General features: G+C 67.0%; 15 protein-coding genes. All 15 read right to left on the minus strand.

The window, feature by feature from the left end:
* Positions 1-12 precede the first annotated feature (12 nt).
* The 15 genes from lpxA to dnaE all read right to left on the minus strand — a co-directional run bounded on the left by lpxA (position 13) and on the right by dnaE (position 15,771).
* On the minus strand, positions 13-801 hold the full coding sequence (gene lpxA / locus ACWPN7_RS12335; RefSeq protein ID WP_038528327.1) for an acyl-ACP--UDP-N-acetylglucosamine O-acyltransferase: 789 nt from the start codon (positions 799-801) through the stop codon (positions 13-15).
* Positions 798-1,268 carry a 3-hydroxyacyl-ACP dehydratase FabZ gene (gene fabZ / locus ACWPN7_RS12340; protein WP_014240160.1) on the minus strand — a complete coding sequence of 157 codons (471 nt, stop codon included), beginning with the start codon at positions 1,266-1,268 and terminating at the stop codon, positions 798-800. Before fabZ ends, lpxA begins: the two co-directional genes overlap by 4 nt.
* A 219-nt stretch (positions 1,269-1,487) precedes the next feature.
* Positions 1,488-2,066, minus strand: a complete 579-nt coding sequence (locus ACWPN7_RS12345; protein ID WP_459197684.1) for an OmpH/Skp family outer membrane protein — start codon at positions 2,064-2,066, stop codon at positions 1,488-1,490.
* A 1-nt stretch (position 2,067) separates the two neighbouring features.
* Positions 2,068-4,437 (minus strand): outer membrane protein assembly factor BamA, encoded by a 2,370-nt coding sequence (bamA, locus tag ACWPN7_RS12350; protein ID WP_492273299.1) that lies wholly within the window; start codon positions 4,435-4,437, stop codon positions 2,068-2,070.
* 29 nt (positions 4,438-4,466) lie between these two features.
* The gene (rseP, locus tag ACWPN7_RS12355; RefSeq protein WP_492273487.1) at positions 4,467-5,600 is read right to left on the minus strand and encodes an RIP metalloprotease RseP; all 1,134 of its coding nucleotides are present in this window, start codon (positions 5,598-5,600) and stop codon (positions 4,467-4,469) included.
* Between the two features lie 54 nt (positions 5,601-5,654).
* A complete protein-coding gene (locus ACWPN7_RS12360; RefSeq protein ID WP_038528334.1) occupies positions 5,655-6,845 on the minus strand; it encodes a 1-deoxy-D-xylulose-5-phosphate reductoisomerase in 1,191 nt (396 codons plus the stop codon).
* Between the two features lie 7 nt (positions 6,846-6,852).
* Positions 6,853-7,701 (minus strand): phosphatidate cytidylyltransferase, encoded by an 849-nt coding sequence (locus ACWPN7_RS12365; RefSeq protein ID WP_349620482.1) that lies wholly within the window; start codon positions 7,699-7,701, stop codon positions 6,853-6,855.
* Positions 7,646-8,383, minus strand: coding sequence for an isoprenyl transferase (locus ACWPN7_RS12370; protein ID WP_038528337.1), 738 nt, complete (start codon positions 8,381-8,383; stop codon positions 7,646-7,648). Before ACWPN7_RS12370 ends, ACWPN7_RS12365 begins: the two co-directional genes overlap by 56 nt.
* A 4-nt stretch (positions 8,384-8,387) precedes the next feature.
* Positions 8,388-8,945 carry a ribosome recycling factor gene (gene frr / locus ACWPN7_RS12375; RefSeq protein ID WP_014240153.1) on the minus strand — a complete coding sequence of 186 codons (558 nt, stop codon included), beginning with the start codon at positions 8,943-8,945 and terminating at the stop codon, positions 8,388-8,390.
* A gap of 3 nt (positions 8,946-8,948) precedes the next feature.
* Positions 8,949-9,704 carry a UMP kinase gene (pyrH, locus tag ACWPN7_RS12380; RefSeq protein WP_014240152.1) on the minus strand — a complete coding sequence of 252 codons (756 nt, stop codon included), beginning with the start codon at positions 9,702-9,704 and terminating at the stop codon, positions 8,949-8,951.
* Between the two features lie 54 nt (positions 9,705-9,758).
* Positions 9,759-10,688: a translation elongation factor Ts gene (gene tsf / locus ACWPN7_RS12385; RefSeq protein WP_459197686.1), complete on the minus strand. Its 930-nt coding sequence runs from the start codon at positions 10,686-10,688 to the stop codon at positions 9,759-9,761.
* Positions 10,689-10,803: 115 nt separating this feature from the next.
* On the minus strand, positions 10,804-11,589 hold the full coding sequence (gene rpsB, locus ACWPN7_RS12390) for a 30S ribosomal protein S2 (protein ID WP_038528344.1): 786 nt from the start codon (positions 11,587-11,589) through the stop codon (positions 10,804-10,806).
* Between the two features lie 199 nt (positions 11,590-11,788).
* Complete coding sequence (locus ACWPN7_RS12395) at positions 11,789-12,064, minus strand: type II toxin-antitoxin system RelE/ParE family toxin (RefSeq protein WP_038528347.1); 276 nt, start codon at positions 12,062-12,064, stop codon at positions 11,789-11,791.
* Positions 12,061-12,240 (minus strand): hypothetical protein, encoded by a 180-nt coding sequence (locus ACWPN7_RS12400; RefSeq protein WP_114858461.1) that lies wholly within the window; start codon positions 12,238-12,240, stop codon positions 12,061-12,063. Before ACWPN7_RS12400 ends, ACWPN7_RS12395 begins: the two co-directional genes overlap by 4 nt.
* Before the next feature lie 48 nt (positions 12,241-12,288).
* On the minus strand, positions 12,289-15,771 hold the full coding sequence (dnaE, locus tag ACWPN7_RS12405) for a DNA polymerase III subunit alpha (protein ID WP_459197696.1): 3,483 nt from the start codon (positions 15,769-15,771) through the stop codon (positions 12,289-12,291).
* Positions 15,772-15,908 lie beyond the last annotated feature (137 nt).

The following is a 15,908-nucleotide window of genomic DNA, read 5'->3' on the forward strand; positions in this document are numbered from 1 at the left end:
CGTGAAGGCCCCTCAGCCCTCGCGCGGCTGGCAGAGCGACCGCGAGGCGCGCGCGAAAGTCAGCACGTCGGCGACCAGCGTCTGCTGCCCCATGTCGCGGCCGACCTCCTCCATGCGCTCGGCGAAGGTGCCTTCGTTGCCGAACAGCAGGCGATAGGCGGCGCGCAGGGCGTGGATCTCGTCCTTCTGGAAGCCGCGACGCTCCAGCCCGACGAGGTTCAGGCCGGCCAGACGCGCCCGGTCGCCCATGACGAGGCCATAGGGGATCACGTCCTTCTCGACGCCGGACATGCCGCCGATCATGGCGTGCGACCCGATGCGGACGAACTGGCGGACCGCCGACAGCCCACCGATGGTCACGAAATCGCCCAGATGGACATGGCCGGCCAGCGTGGCGTTGTTCGCCAGGACCGCGTGGTCGCCGACGACGCAATCGTGGGCGATGTGGACGCCGACCATGAACAAGCCGTTGTCGCCGACCCGCGTGACCATGCCGCCGCCCTCGGTGCCGGGGCTCATGGTGACATGCTCGCGGATCTGGTTGTTGCGCCCGATGATCAGTTCAGACGGCTCGCCCTTGAATTTGAGGTCCTGCGGGCGGTGGCCGATGGACGCGAACGGGTAGATGACCGAGTCCTCGCCGATGCGCGTGCGGCCTTCGACCACCACATGGGAGGTCAGCCGCACACGGTCGCCGAGTTGGACATCCGGTCCAACCACACAGAAGGGACCGATGGAAACGTCTTCGCCCAGCCTGGCGGCCGGATCGACGACCGCCGTCGGGTGAATGGAAACGCTCATTTCTCGTCCAGGATCATGGCGGAATAGACGGCTTCGGCGACCAGGACACCGTTGACCTTGGCCTCGCCCTTGAACTTCCACACGTTAGCGCGCTGGCGCTGCTTGCTCACATGGATGTGGATGGTGTCGCCGGGCGTGACCGGACGGCGGAAGCGCGCCTCGTCCACGGTCATGAAGTAGACCAGCTTGCCCTCGGACTCCTTGCCCAGCGTGGCGACCACCAGCACGGCGGAGGTCTGCGCCATCGCCTCGATGATCATCACGCCCGGCATCACCGGTCGCGAAGGGAAGTGACCCTGGAAGAACGGCTCGTTGATGGTGACGTTCTTCACGCCGGTGGCACTTTCGCCCAGCGTGATGTCGATCACCCGGTCGATCATCAGAATCGGATAGCGATGCGGGATCATTTCCATGATCCGCATGATGTCGAGGTCGGCTATCTTCTTGTTGTCCGCCGTCACATCCATGGCCCGGCCGCCCGCCTTTCAAAATCCACGAGAACGCCCCGCGCTTCGCCTGCGGCGGCACGGGACGAAGCCCCTTGTGCCCCATTTCCAGGGATTTGGCAATCCCGACGCCGTGAACGGTTCGCCTCCTCCCCCCACCCGGCGCAAACGAAAAAGCCGCCGCGCCTCCCGAAGGAAGCGCGGCGGCTCATCCGCTTATGCCTTATCGCCGCTCGCGCCTTACTGCTTGGGAACGGTCAGCGCGACCTGGGGCAGCTTCTTGTTCACCCGCTCCAGCACGATGTCCGTCACGTCGAGCTGGGTGTCGACCAGAACGAACTGCTGGCGGGCGAGGACCAGATTGGCGCCACGCTCGCGCGCGACGTCGGCCACGATCTCCACCATGCTCTTGTGAACGACGGCCATCGCCTCGTTCAGCGCGTTTTCCAGGGCGCGCTTGCGGCTCTGCACCGTCTTCTGGACCTCGCCGACCTGCTTCTCGAAGTCGCGGCGCTTGTTGGCCAGCGCGTCCGGAGCCAGCACGGTCTGCTGCTTGCGCAATTCCTCCTCGGACTTGCGCAGCTTGTCCTCCAGGGAGGCGATTTCCTTCTGGTAGGTCTCGCGCAACGATTCGAAGGACTTCGAGACACCCTTCGAGGCGTTCGACTCCTGCATGATCTTCTGAACGTCGACCACCGCGATGACCGGCGCCTTGAGGTTGTCGGTCGGCTTGTCCTGGGCGAAGGACGGCGTCGCCATCGCGACGCCCGCCAACACCGCACCGGCGGCGACCAGCGCCCTGAGCTTGCTGAGCTGCATGTTAGAACCTGGTTCCAAAGCTGAAACGGAAGATCTCTTTCTTGTCGTAATCTTCCTTGAGAATCGGGATCGCAAAGTCAAGGCGGATCGGCCCGAAGGGCGAGCGCCAGGACAAGCCGGTACCGACCGACAGACGGAGCGATTCGTCGTCGGGGACGAGCGGATCGTTGATGTCGACCTTGCCCAGCGTGCCGACGTCGGAGAAGGCGTGGCCCTTCAGTCCGAACTCCTCGGGCAGACCGACCGGGAAGCTCATCTCCACCGAACCGCGGTAGTAGCGGGTGCCGCCCAGGGCGTCGCCGGTGCGCAGGTCGCGGGGGCCGATGCCGGCGGTGTTGAAGCCGCGCAGCGTGTCGCCACCGATGAAGAAGCGATCGGACAAGGCGATGCCGTCGTCACCGATGCCGACGATGTAGCCGACCTCGCCGGTGGCACTGACGACCCAGCTGTCGTCGAACAGCGGCAGGTAGTAGCCGGCGCCGAGACGGTTGCGCAGGAAGCGCGCGTCGCCACCCAGACCCGCAAGATCGTTGGTCAACCGGATGTAATAGCCTTCGGTCGGGCTCAGGCGGCTGTTGCGGCGGTCGTAGGTCAACTCCTGCCCGATCAGCGAGGTCAGGCGCGAGCCCTTCTGGTCCTGAATGTACCGGGACGCCGAGCTGGGAACGCTGGTGATGTCGGTGTTTTGGAGCTGGTAGTAGACGCGCTGGCGCAGATTCTCCGTCAGCGGATAGCCCATGCGCAAGGCCATGCCGGTGCTCTTCTCGTCGAAGGAGCTTTCGTCCTGATAGTCGCGGGTGATGCGGAACAGGTCGAAGCCGGCGGACAGGTCGCGGTCGAGGAAATAGGGCTCGGTGAAGGAGACGTCGTATTCCTGGCGGCTGCCCGACACGGTGGCGCCGAAGCGCAGATCCTGGCCGCGGCCCAGCAGGTTGCGCTCACGGATCGAGAAGTCGGCCAGCGGACCGTCCGAGGTCGAGTAGCCGGCACCGATGGAGATTTCACCGGTCGACTGCTCGGTCACCTCGACGTTCATCACGGTGCGGTCGGGCGCCGAGCCCTCCGCGGTGGTGATGTTGACGCGCTCGAAATAGCCGAGATCCTTGATGCGCTGTTCGGAGCGGCGCAGCTTGGTCGTGCTGAACGGGTCGCCTTCGGACAGCAGCATCTCGCGCCGGACCACCTTGTCCAGCGTGCGCACGTTGCCCGTCACGTCGATGCGCTCCACGAAGACGCGTGGCCCCTCGACGATGTCGTAGACGATGTCGATGGTCTGGTTTTCGCGGTTGCGCGAAATCCGCGGCCGGACGTCCACGAAGGCGTACTGCAGGTCGCCGACCGAATTGGACAGCTTGGTGATGGTGTTCTCCACCTCCTGCGCGTTGTACCAGTCGCCTTCGCGCGTGGTCAGCACGCTGCGCAGCTGCTCCGGGTCCAACGCCTTCAGGGAGGTGCTGATGTCCATCTTGCCGAACTTGTAGCGCTCGCCCTCGTCCACCGTGAAGGTGATGACGAAGTCCTCGCGGTCCGGCGTCAGCTCCGCCACGGCGGAGACGACGCGGAAGTCGGCGTAGCCCTCCTTGAGGTAATAGCGGCGCAGCAGGTCGCGGTCGTAGTTCAGGCGATCCGGATCGTAGTTGTCGTCCGACGTCATGAAGCGCCACCAGGCGCTTTCCCGCGTCTGGATCGCCTCGCGCAGCGTCCCGTCGGAGAACTTCTCGTTGCCGATGAAGGTGATGCTGCGCACGCCGGTGCGCACACCCTCGTTGATCTCGAACACCAGATCGACGCGGTTCTGGTCGAGCTGGATGATCTTCGGCTCGACGGTCGCGGCGAAGCGGCCCTGGCGGCGGTAGATGTCCAGGATGCGCTGCACGTCGCTCTGGACGCGCGTGCGGGTGTAGACGACGCGGGGACGGAGCTGGATTTCCTTCTCCAGATTCTCCTTCTCGATGCGCCGGTTCCCCTCGAAGGCGATGCGGTTGATGATCGGGTTTTCCGCCACCTGCACCACCAGCACGTCGCCGTCGCGCTTCAGCACGACGTCGGCGAACAGGCCCGTGTTGAACAGGGCCTTCAGCGACTGGTCGATGCGGTCGGGATCGAAGGGATCGCCGGGCGCCACCGCGAGGTAGGAGCGGACCGTCGTCGGCTCGATGCGCTGGACGCCCTCCACCCGGATGTCCCGGATGGTGCCGCCCGAAAACATCTGCGCCACCAGCGTCCCGTCACCGAAGGCGGCGGACTTCGCCGCCCCCGGATTGGGCGCGCCCGCCTGGGCCCAGGCTGCGTGGGAAAGGGCAAGAGAAACCGTCGTCATGGCGCAACCGGCCATCAGGCCGAACGCCAGAACCCTGCTCGACACCCGCAAAGCTCGCTCCCTGGCTTTGGGGGCATCCCTCAGGAAATGAGCCCCCTAAAGAAATCCACCACGCGAAGCTGAACGAGATCGTTCCACGTGGCGAAAACCATGAGCGTTAATACCAAAGCAAGCCCGATGCGGAAACCGTATTCTTGCGCTTTAGGTCCGAGAGGACGCCCACGGAGTCCTTCAAGGGCGTAGAACATCAGATGGCCGCCGTCAAGCAGCGGAACCGGAAACAAATTGATCATGCCGAGGTTCACGGACAGGAAGGTCATGAACCAGATCAGCGGGTACCAGCCGGATTGCGCGACCTCGCCGGACATCTGGGCGATGCGCAGCGGCCCGCCCAGCTCCTCGGTCCCGCGCGAGCCCTCGATCATCTGGCCGAGCGCCACGAAGGTGCCGGAGACCATGCCGACGACCTCCCGGCCCGCCTGCCACAGGGCGGTCAGCGGGTCGTGGCGCTTCGTCTCCGCCCCGCCGCGCATGATTCCGAGCTGGCCGATGCGGTGGGTGTTGCCGAGTTGGTCGGTGACCTCGCGCACGTCCGGAGTTGCCGTCAGATTGACCGAACGCCCATCGCGCTGCACCACCATCTCCAGCGGCGCCCCCGGCTGCATGGAGACGATCTGCCGGATTTCCTCGAATCGCTGGATGCCGCTGCCGTTGATCGAGACGATCAGGTCGCCCGGCTGCAGCCCGGCGCGCTCCGCGGCGCTGCCCGGCTGCACGCCGCCGACGTCCGGCGGCGTGAAGGACTGGCCGGCGGTGGCGAAGAGGATGGTCAGGGCGACGATGGCGAACAGGAAATTCGCGATGGGTCCCGCCGCAACGATGGCCGCCCGCTGGCCGAGCCGCTTGTGGTGGAAGGAGACCGCCTGCTCCTCGGCGCTCATGCTCTGCGTGTGGGCGCCGGGCGTGCTCGCCGGGTCGGCGTCGCCGAACATCTTCACATAGCCGCCGAGCGGGATGGCGCTGAACTTCCAGCGCGTTCCGGAGCGGTCGGTCCAGCCGAACAGCTCCGGGCCGAAGCCGATGGAGAAGACCTCGATCCGCACGCCGTTGCGGCGCGCCACGAGGTAGTGGCCGAGTTCGTGCACAAACACGAGCACGGTGAGGACCAGCAGAAAAGACAGAAGCGTGGTCCCGAAGCCGCCCATGACGTCCATCACATCCTTTGCATCCCGGAGCGGCTCCTTCGCGGTCCGCGCCCGGAAAAAGACTCAGCGTGCCAGGGCCGCGACCCGGTCGGCCGCCACGCGGCGCGCCTCGGCATCGGTGTCGCGCACCGCGCCCAGGTCGCGGAGCGGCCGGTGCGGCAGCGTGCCCAACACCCCCTCGACGATCCGTTCGATGTCGAGAAAGCCGATCCGGCGGTCGAGAAACGCCTGCACGGCCACCTCGTTGGCGGCACTGAGAATAGTAGGAGCGCCCCCACCGCTTTGCAAGGCGGCCCGGGCGAGCCTCAGGGCCGGGAATCGCTCGGGGTCCGGCGCCTCGAAGGTCAAGGTTGCGGCCTTGACGAGGTCCAGCCTTTCGGCGGGCGTCGGGATGCGCGCCGGCCAGCCGAGCGCGTAGGCGATCGGCGTGCGCATGTCCGGCGTGCCGAGCTGCGCCAGGACCGAGCCGTCCACATACTCGACCAGCGAATGCACGACCGATTGGGGATGGACCAGAACGTCGATCTTCTCTTCGGGGACGCCGAAGAGGAAATGCGCCTCGATGATCTCCAGCCCCTTGTTCATCATGGTGGCGCTGTCGATGGAGATCTTGGCGCCCATCTCCCAGGTCGGGTGGGCGACCGCCTGCTCGCGCGTCGCCGCGGCCATGAAGGCGCGGTCCTTCGTCCGGAAGGGGCCGCCGGACGCCGTCAGGATCAGGCGCTGCACGCTGTCCAGCCGGTCGAAGTCGAAAACCTGATAGATCGCCGAATGCTCGCTGTCGACCGGCAACAGGTTGGCGCCGTGGCGGCGCACCTCCTCCATCATCAAAGCGCCGGCGCAGACCAGCACCTCCTTGTTGGCGAAGGCGACGCAGGCGCCGCGGCGCACGGCGGCCAGCGTGGGCTCCAGCCCGGCGGCGCCGACGATGGCGGCCATCACCCAGTCGGCGGGACGCTCGGCGGCCTCGGCCACTGCCTGCGGGCCGGCGGCGGCCTCCACGCCGGTACCGGCCAGCGCCTCCTTGAGGTCGGCGTAGGCGGCGGGGTCGGCGACCACCGCCAGCTTGGGGCGGAGTTGCCGCGCCTGCTCGGCGAGGAGGGCGACGTTGCGGTTGGCGGTCAGCGCCTCCACCGGAAAGCGTTCCGGTTCGCGGGCGACAAGGTCCACCGTCTGCGTGCCGACCGACCCGGTCGAACCGAAGATCGTCACGCGGCGCGGCGCGTTCTCCGCCCCTTCAGCCTTCACAACCATGACCCAGTCACCACCATGCGATTGCCGTGCCGATGGTCGCGTGGAACAGGGCCAGCACCGGAGCCGCGCTGAGCAGCCCGTCGATGCGGTCCAGGATTCCCCCGTGACCAGGAATGAGATGGCCGCTGTCCTTCACGTTGTAACGGCGCTTGACCGCGGATTCGAAGAGGTCGCCCGCTTGCGCCACCACGGCCAGGACGGCGCCCACCGCAAGAGCCAGCAGCGGCCGTTGCGCGCCCGCGGCCAGAGCCACCCCCCAACCCACCAGGGCGGAGGAGGCCATGCCACCGATCAGGCCGGCCCAGGTCTTCTTCGGGCTGATGCGCGGGGCCAGCTTCGGTCCGCCGATGGTGCGGCCGGCGGCGTAGGCGCCGATGTCGGTCGCCCAGACGCCGAGCATGGTGAAGAGGAACAGCGCGAGGCCGGACTCCGGATCGTCGCGCAGCCACATCAGACCCGCCAGACCGGCGACGATGTAGAGGACGCCGCCTCCGGACAGACCGCGGTCCGGCCCGCCCGAGGCCACCGCGACGCCGGCCGTGGCCAGGATGGCGACGACGACGGCCGCCCATGGCCCGGCGGCGATCTGCGCGGCCAGCGCCAGCAGGACGCCGGCCACCGATAACGCGATGGCTGCACCCTTGCGGCGGCAGGGAACAAGGTTGCCCCACTCCACGGCGGAAGCCACGGCGCCGAGCGCGATCAGGGCGTGGAAAATCCAGCCGCCGGCCCAGACCGCGGCCAGGACGAGCGGAGCCAGGACGAGCGCCGAAATGACGCGCGTCTTCAGATCGCCGGATTTAGCGGGTGCCGGTGGTTGCGCCGAAGCGACGTTCCCGTCGGTGGAACTCTTCAATCGCCGCCTCCAGGTCACGCTTGGAAAAGTCAGGCCAGAGCGTGTCCACGAAGACCAGCTCGGCATACGCCGCCTGCCAGAGCAGGAAGTTGCTGATGCGCTTCTCGCCGCTGGTGCGGACGATCAGGTCGGGATCCGGGATGTCGGCGGTGAACAGGCGTTCGGACAGCCGGTCCTCGGTGATGTCCTCGGGATCGAGCGTCCCCGCTTTCACCTCTTCGGCCAGACGCCGCGCCGCCAGCGTGATCTCCTGGCGGGAGCCGTAGCTCAACGCCACCACGAGGGTCAGCTTGCGGTTGTCGCGGGTCAGGGTCTCGGCGTTGTCGATCAGCCCGATGATGTCCTTGGACAGGCGGGCCCGGTCGCCGATGACGCGCAGGCGCACGCCGTTCCGGTGGAGGTCGGCAATCTCGCTGCGCAGGTAGAAGCGCAGGAGCTGCATGAGGTCGGAAACCTCCTCCTCCGGCCGACGCCAGTTCTCGGACGAGAAGCTGAAGATCGTCAGATAGCCGATCCCCAGTTCGCCCGCGGCTTCGACCGTCCGGCGGACGGCGTCCACGCCCTTTTTATGGCCGGCGGTGCGGGGCAGCCCTCTGGACTTCGCCCAACGCCCGTTGCCGTCCATGATCACGGCCACGTGCGCGGGCGGGCGCAGGGGGCGGCTGTCTTCCGCGTCGCGCATGCCGTCAGACCTGCATGATGTCCTTTTCTTTCGCCGCAAGCGCATCGTCGACCAGCTTGATGTACTGGTCGGTCAGCGCCTGGACCTTCTCGCCGAGCCCCTTGTGCTCGTCCTGCGAGATGTCGCCGGCTTTTTCGGCCTTCTTCAGGCCGTCCATGCCGTCGCGGCGCACGTTGCGCACGGCGACGCGGGCCTGCTCGGCGTACTTGTGGGCGACCTTGGCCAATTCCTTGCGGCGCTCCTGCGTCAGGTCGGGCAGCGGCACGCGGATCGACTGGCCTTCCGTCTGCGGGTTCAGGCCGAGGCCGGAATCGCGGATGCCCTTCTCCACGGCCTTGACCATGCCGCGGTCCCACACCTGCACGACGATCAGACGCGGCTCCGGCACGCTGACGGTGCCGACCTCCTTGAGGTGCATCCTGGCGCCGTAAGCCTCAATGGTGACGGGCTCAAGCAGGCTGGCGGAGGCACGGCCGGTGCGCAGACCGCTCAACTCCTTGCGAAACGCCTCAAGCGCTCCTTCCATGCGGCGCTTGAGATCCGATGCATCGGGCGCAGCCACGGCTCACTCCGTTTCTTCGTTGATGATCGTAAACTTGCCCCGGCCCTGCATCACCTCGGCGAAAGCGCCGGGGGTGTGGATCGAGAACACGAGTATGGGGATGTGGCTTTCGCGCGCCAAGGAGATCGCGGAAGCGTCCATCACCTGCAGATCGTTCGCCAGGACTTCAAGATAGCCCAGGCGCTCGTAACGCTGCGCGTCCTTCACCTTCTTCGGGTCGGCGGTGTAGACGCCGTCCACCTGCGTGCCCTTCAGCAGAGCGTCGCAGCCCATCTCCGACGCGCGCAGCGCGGCGGCGGTGTCGGTGGTGAAGAAGGGGTTGCCGGTGCCGGCGGCGAAGATCACCACACGGCCCTTCTCCATGTGCCGGATGGCGCGGCGCCGGATGTAGGGCTCGCACACCGACGACATGGGAATGGCCGACTGCACGCGGGTCGCGACACCCATCCGTTCCAGAGCGCTCTGCATCGACAGGGCGTTCATGACGGTGGCGAGCATCCCGATGTAGTCGGCCGAGGCGCGCTCCATGCCGCTCGCCGCACCCTTCACGCCGCGGAAGATGTTGCCCCCGCCGATGACCAGGCTGACCTGGACGCCCAGCTGGATCACCGCCTTCACCTCGTTGGCGACGCGGTTGACCACCTCCGGGTCGAGGCCGTAGTCGCGCTGACCCATCAACGCCTCGCCCGACACCTTCAGCAGGACTCGTTTGAAGCGGATGCCGTCAGCCGGCTCGGTGGTCCCGGTGGTCTGGGCCATGGGGGGCTTTCTCCCGGTTGGTGTGAAGAGTGCGTGCGGCGGGTCGCCGGGTCCTTACTTCTGGCCGGCGGCGGCGGCGACTTCGGCGGCGAAATCGCTCTCCGCCTTCTCGATGCCCTCGCCCAGCGCGAAGCGGACGAAGCCCGTCACCTTGACCGGGGCGCCGACGTCCTTGGCAGCGTTCTCCACCACCTTGCGGACCTTGGTCTCGCCGTCGATCACGTAGGTCTGCTCCAGCAGCACCACTTCCTCGTAGTACTTGCGGATGCGGCCCTCGAGCATCTTCTCGACGATGTTCTCCGGCTTGCCCGAGGCGCGGGCCTGCTCGGCGAGCACGTTGCGCTCACGCTCCAGGGCGGAGGTGTCGACGTCTGCGATGTCCAGGGCGTCCGGACGGGCGGCGGCGATGTGCATGGCGATCTGCTTGCCCAGATCGTTCAGCTTGGCGGCGTCGCCGGTCGACTCCAGGGCGACCAGGACGCCGATCTTGCCGAGGCCCGGCGCGATGGCCGAGTGGACGTAGGACACGACGACGCCCGCCGGAACCGACAGCTTGGCCGAGCGGCGGATGTTCATGTTCTCGCCGATGGTGGCGATCAGGTTGGTCAGCTCTTCCTGGACCGTGCGGCCGGCGTCCGGATAGGCGGTGCCCTTCAGACCCTCGACGTCGCCCGAACCGGACAGGACCAGCTCGGCGGCCTTCAGGGAGAAGGCCTGGAACTTGTCGTTGCGCGCGACGAAGTCGGTCTCGGCGTTCACCTCGACGACGGCACCCGCGGTGCCGGCGGTGGCGACGGCGACCAGACCCTCGGCGGCGACGCGGCCGGACTTCTTGGCGGCGGCGGCGAGGCCCTTCTTGCGCAGCCAGTCAACGGCGCCCTCGAGGTCGCCCTGGGTCTCGGCCAGCGCCTTCTTGCAGTCCATCATGCCCGCGCCGGTCTTCTCGCGCAGTTCCTTGACGAGCGCGGCGGTAATCTCGGCCATGGTTTCGCCCTCTTCCTTCCGAACAGATCCAAGCGGATCGGGTTGATCCAAACAACTCATAAAAAAGGCAGCCGGGCCATAGGTCATAAGGCCCGGCTGCCCCGTATCACCGGGATCAGGCCTGGGCCTGTTCGGCCTCGGCCCCTTCCTCTTCCGGCAGCTGCTCGGCCGGAGCCTCCTCGGAGGAGCCGACGTCGATGCCGGCGGCGCTCATCTCAGCCTGCAGACCGTCGAGCACGGCGCCGTTCACCAGCTCGCAGTACAGGTCGATGGCGCGCAGGGCGTCGTCGTTGCCGGGGATCGGGAAGGCCACGCCGTCCGGATCGGAGTTGCTGTCGATCACTGCGATGACCGGAATGCCGAGCTTGTTGGCTTCCTTGACCGCGATCGACTCCTTGTTGGTGTCGATGATGAAGAGGACGTCCGGCAGGCCGCCCATCTCCTTGATGCCGCCCAGCGCGCGCTCCAGCTTGTCGCGCTCGCGGGTCAGCTCGAGGATTTCGCGCTTGGTCAGGCCCGAGGTGTCGCCGCCCAGACGCTCTTCCATCTCGCGCAGGCGCTTGATCGACTGGGAGATGGTCTTCCAGTTGGTCAGCATGCCGCCGAGCCAGCGGTGGTTGACGTAGTACTGGCCGCACTTCGACGCGGCCTCGGCCACCTTCTCCTGGGCCTGGCGCTTGGTGCCGACGAACAGGACGCGGCCGCCGCCGGCGACGACGTCACGGACGGCCTGCAGGGCGCGGTGCAGAGCCGGGACGGTCTGCTCCAGGTCGATGATGTGCACGCCGTTGCGCACGCCGAAGATGTACGGACCCATCTTCGGGTTCCAGCGACGGGTGTGGTGACCGAAGTGGACGCCGGCTTCGAGCAGCTGGCGCATGGTGAAAGACGGAATAGCCATTTGGAAAAGTCCTTTTCCGGTTGCTCCGCCGCGGGCACTGTCCGTTTGACAGGACACCGGATCGGGCCATCGGGGTAAAGCCGAGGGACCGCCAGCCCGCGTGAGGTTTTGACGACGGCGCTTACATAGCCCGCCGCAACCGCTTTGGCAACACCGGTTTGCCAATTCGGTCGGAAGCGCGATCCTGTTTTCTCCGCGGTTAACCGCGGTCTTGAGCGCTGTGCCAGAGCCGCAGGATCGAAACGGTTTCGTCTTCGCCGATGTCGTAGACGATGACATAGGGACGGACGACGACCAGTTCCCGCGTACCCTCGACCAAGCCCCGGCGGCCGCGTCGCGGAAACACCTGCAGGCTGTCACCCGCAAGAACCAACTCCTGGGCCAAGCGCCGAGCGGCGACCGGATTTTCCTGCGAGACATAGTGCAGGATGCGGACGAGGTCGGCACGCGCCGCCGCTCGCCAGACGACCGTCACAGGTCGCGAGTCTCCGGCGGCTCCGCACCGAACTCACCCTCGGCCACCCGCAACAGCCATTCCCGCATCTGCTCGTGCGGCACGCCGCGCCGGTCTGCGCGCGCCTTTGCGACCGCAGCCTTCAGAGCATCGGATTCGGCGGCTTCATCGTCGATCTGGCGGGCGAGGTTCGGCATGGCTTGAATATGACATCCCGGCGCGGCCTTTTCCAGCTGTGCACCCGATTACAGCTCCACCACCTCGACCACCCCCGGCACCGCCTTCAGCGCGGCACGGCTCTGGTTGGTGATGTTGAAGGAGCCGGGAAGCTGGATCTCCACCTCCTTCAGCGGGTCGATCTCGACCAGCAGGTGGATCTTGCCCTTGCCGCGGGCCAGCCGCTCCAGCATGCCGCGAATGCTCTCCACCGGCCCGCCGTCGCGCACCACCACCTTCAAGCCGTCCGAGACCTGGGCGACGGCGTCCTCCAGCGGCTTCACCTCCTGGCAGGTCAGGCGCATGTCCTCGCCGTTCATCTGAACGTCCACGGTCATCAGCACCGGGCGCCCGGCCTCCAGCAGGTCGCGGTTGGTCGCCAGCACCTCGGAGAAGACCGTCACCTCGTAGCCGCCGCTGGAGTCGGACAGCTCCACGAAGGCGAAGCGGTTGCCTGACTTCGCGGTCTTCTCCTTGCGGCTGACCACGATGCCGGCGACGCTGCGCCGGGTCGAGCCGCCGCCGGTCACCGCCGTGGCAAGGTCCGCCGATCGCACCACCCTCATGCGGCCCAGCGGCCCGGCGAAGGCGTCCAGCGGGTGGGCAGACAGGTAGAAGCCGATGGCGCCGAACTCGTGCTTCAGCTTTTCCAGCGGCTCCCACTCCTTGACCTTGGGCAGGTCCGGCTCCTTCAGCCCGCCCCCGGCGCCGCCGAACAGGTTGCCGATGCCGCTGTCGCGCTCCGCCGCTTCGGCCTGGGCGTAGCGGATCAGCGTCTCCAGCGCCGCGTGCACCTGGGCGCGGTTCGGGTTGATGCCGTCGAAGGCGCCGGCGCAGGTCAGGTTTTCAAGCTGGCGCTTGTTGATGGTCTTCAGGTCGAGGCGGCGGGCGAAGTCGAACAGGCTCTTGTAAGGACCGTTCTTGCGCCGCTCCTCCACCACCGCCTTCATGGCCGGCAGGCCGACGCCCTTCACCGCGGCCAGCGCGTAGCGCACCGCCTTGGTGCCGTCGGGCAGCGCCTCGACCCCGAAGATGCTGTCGGATTTGTTGATGTCCGGCGTCAGCAGCTTGATCTTCAGCCGCACCAGTTCCTGCCGGAAGACGTTCAGCTTGTCGGTGTTGCCGAGGTCGAGCGTCATCGACGCCGCCATGAACTCCACCGGGTGGTTCGCCTTCAGATAGGCGGTGTGGTAGGCGACCAGGGCGTAGGCGGCGGCGTGGCTCTTGTTGAAGCCGTAGCCGGCGAACTTGGCAACCTGATCGAAGATCATGCTGGCCTGATCGGGGTCCACGCCCTTGTCCTTGGCGCCGACGACGAACTTGTCGCGCTCCTTGTCCATCTCCTCCTTGATCTTCTTGCCCATGGCGCGGCGCAGAAGATCGGCGCCGCCCAGCGAATAGCCGGACAGCACCTGGGCGATCTGCATGACCTGCTCCTGGTAGATCATGATCCCGAAGGTCTCCTTCAGGATCGGCTCCAGGGCCGGATTCATGTAGTCGGGCAGTTCCTCCCCGTTCTTGACCTTGATGTATTTGGGGATGTTGTCCATCGGGCCAGGGCGGTAGAGCGACACCAGCGCGATGATGTCCTCCAGCCGGTTCGGCTTCAGCCGGCGCAGCACGTCGCGCATGCCCGAGCTTTCCAGCTGAAACACGCCCGTCGATTCGGCGCGCCCCAGGATCTCGTAGCTTCGGGGGTCGTCCAGCGTGACCGTGGTCAGGTCCGGTTTTTCCGGGATCAGGTCCACCGCCGTCTTCAGCACGGTCAGCGTCTTCAGGCCGAGGAAGTCGAACTTCACCAGCCCGGCCTGCTCGACGAATTTCATGTTGAACTGGGTGACCGGCATGTCGGAGCGCGGGTCTCGGTACAGCGGCACCAGATCGTGCAGCGGCCGGTCGCCGATCACCACGCCCGCCGCGTGGGTCGAGGCGTGGCGGTACAGCCCCTCCAGCTTCAGCGCGATGTTGACGAGGCGCGCCACCGTCTCATCGCCGTCGCGGGCCTGGCGCAGCATCTCCTCGCTGTCGAGCGCCTGCTGCAGCGTCACCGGGTTGGCCGGGTTGTTCGGCACCAGCTTGCAGATCTTGTCCACCTGCCCGTAGGGCATCTGCAGCACGCGCCCGACGTCGCGCAGCACGGCGCGGGCCTGCAGCTTACCGAAGGTGATGATCTGGGCGACGCGGTCGTAGCCGTACTTGTCCTGGACGTAGCGGATCACCTCTTCGCGGCGGTCCTGGCAGAAGTCCACGTCGAAGTCGGGCATCGACACGCGTTCGGGATTCAGGAAGCGCTCGAACAGCAGGCCGAAGCGCAGCGGGTCCAGGTCGGTGATGGTCAGCGCCCAGGCGACGACCGAGCCCGCGCCCGAGCCGCGGCCCGGCCCCACCGGGATGTCGTGCGACTTGGCCCACTTGATGAAGTCCGACACGATCAGGAAGTAGCCGGGGAACTTCATCGACACGATGACGTCCAGCTCGAACTCCAGCCGCTCGAAATAGGTCTTGCGGGTCTCTTCGCGCTGCTCCGGCGTCATGTCCAGGGTGTAGACGACGCTGTTCAGCCGCATCTCCAGACCCTCGCGGGACTGGGCGCGCAGCTCCTCCCCCTCGTCGCGGCCGCCCTCGCAGGGGAAGGGCGGGAGGATGGGCTTGATCGGCTTCAGCAGGAAGGAGCAGCGCCGGGCGATGGCGACCGTGTTGTCCACCGCTTCCGGCAGGTCCTTGAACAGGTCCCGCATCTCCTCAGCCGACTTGAAGCGGTGGTCGGGGGTGAGGCGGCGGCGCTCGGTCTGGCTGATGTAGGCGCCCTCGGCGATGCAGAGCAGCGCGTCGTGCGCCTCGTACATGTCCTCGGTCGCGAAATAGCAGTCGTTGGTGGCGACCAGCGGCAGGTCGTGGGCGTAGGCGAGATCGATCAGCGCCGGCTCGATGGCGTCCTCGATCACCGCGAAATGGTCGCGGTGGCGCTGAAGCTCGACATAGAGCCGGCCGGGGAACAGCCGCTTCAGCCGCTCCAGCACGTCGAGCGCCAGATCCTTCTGCCCCTCGCCCAGCAGCCGCCCGACCGAGCCGCCGGGACCGCCGGTCAGCGCGATCAGCCCGGCGGAATGGCCCTCCAGCGCATCCAGAGGGATCTGCGGCCCGGCCATCGGGTCCGATTCCAGGAAGGCCTTGGACACCAGCTTCATCAGGTTCCGGTAGCCCTCGTCGGTCTGGCAGAGCAGGACGAGCTGGTCGGGGACCGACGCCGCCTTGCCCGGCAGGCCCGGCTTGCCGTTGGCGGGACCGACTCGGGTGATGCCCAGAACCGTGCCGATGATCGGCTGCACACCCGAATCCGCGGCGGCCAGCGCGAACTCCAGCGCGCCGAACAGGTTGCCGGTGTCGGTTACGGCGACCGCCGGCATCTCCTTCTTCTGGCAGAGCTTGACCAGCTCCTTCACCTTGATGGCGCCCTCGGACAGGGAATAGGCGGAGTGGACGCGCAGGTGGATGAAGTCGGCGTGGGGCATGGCGGAGATGGGCACCGGTTCCAGCGAAGAGGGGACGTTTCCCCTTAGTCGTCGCGCATCCCGTCCCGCACTGCAAGGGACCAAGCGCGGGCCCGGCCATGCGGCGATGCGCCAACCCTGTCGAAGGTATGGGAAGA

The organism is Azospirillum sp. UENF 312511, from assembly GCF_058780635.1.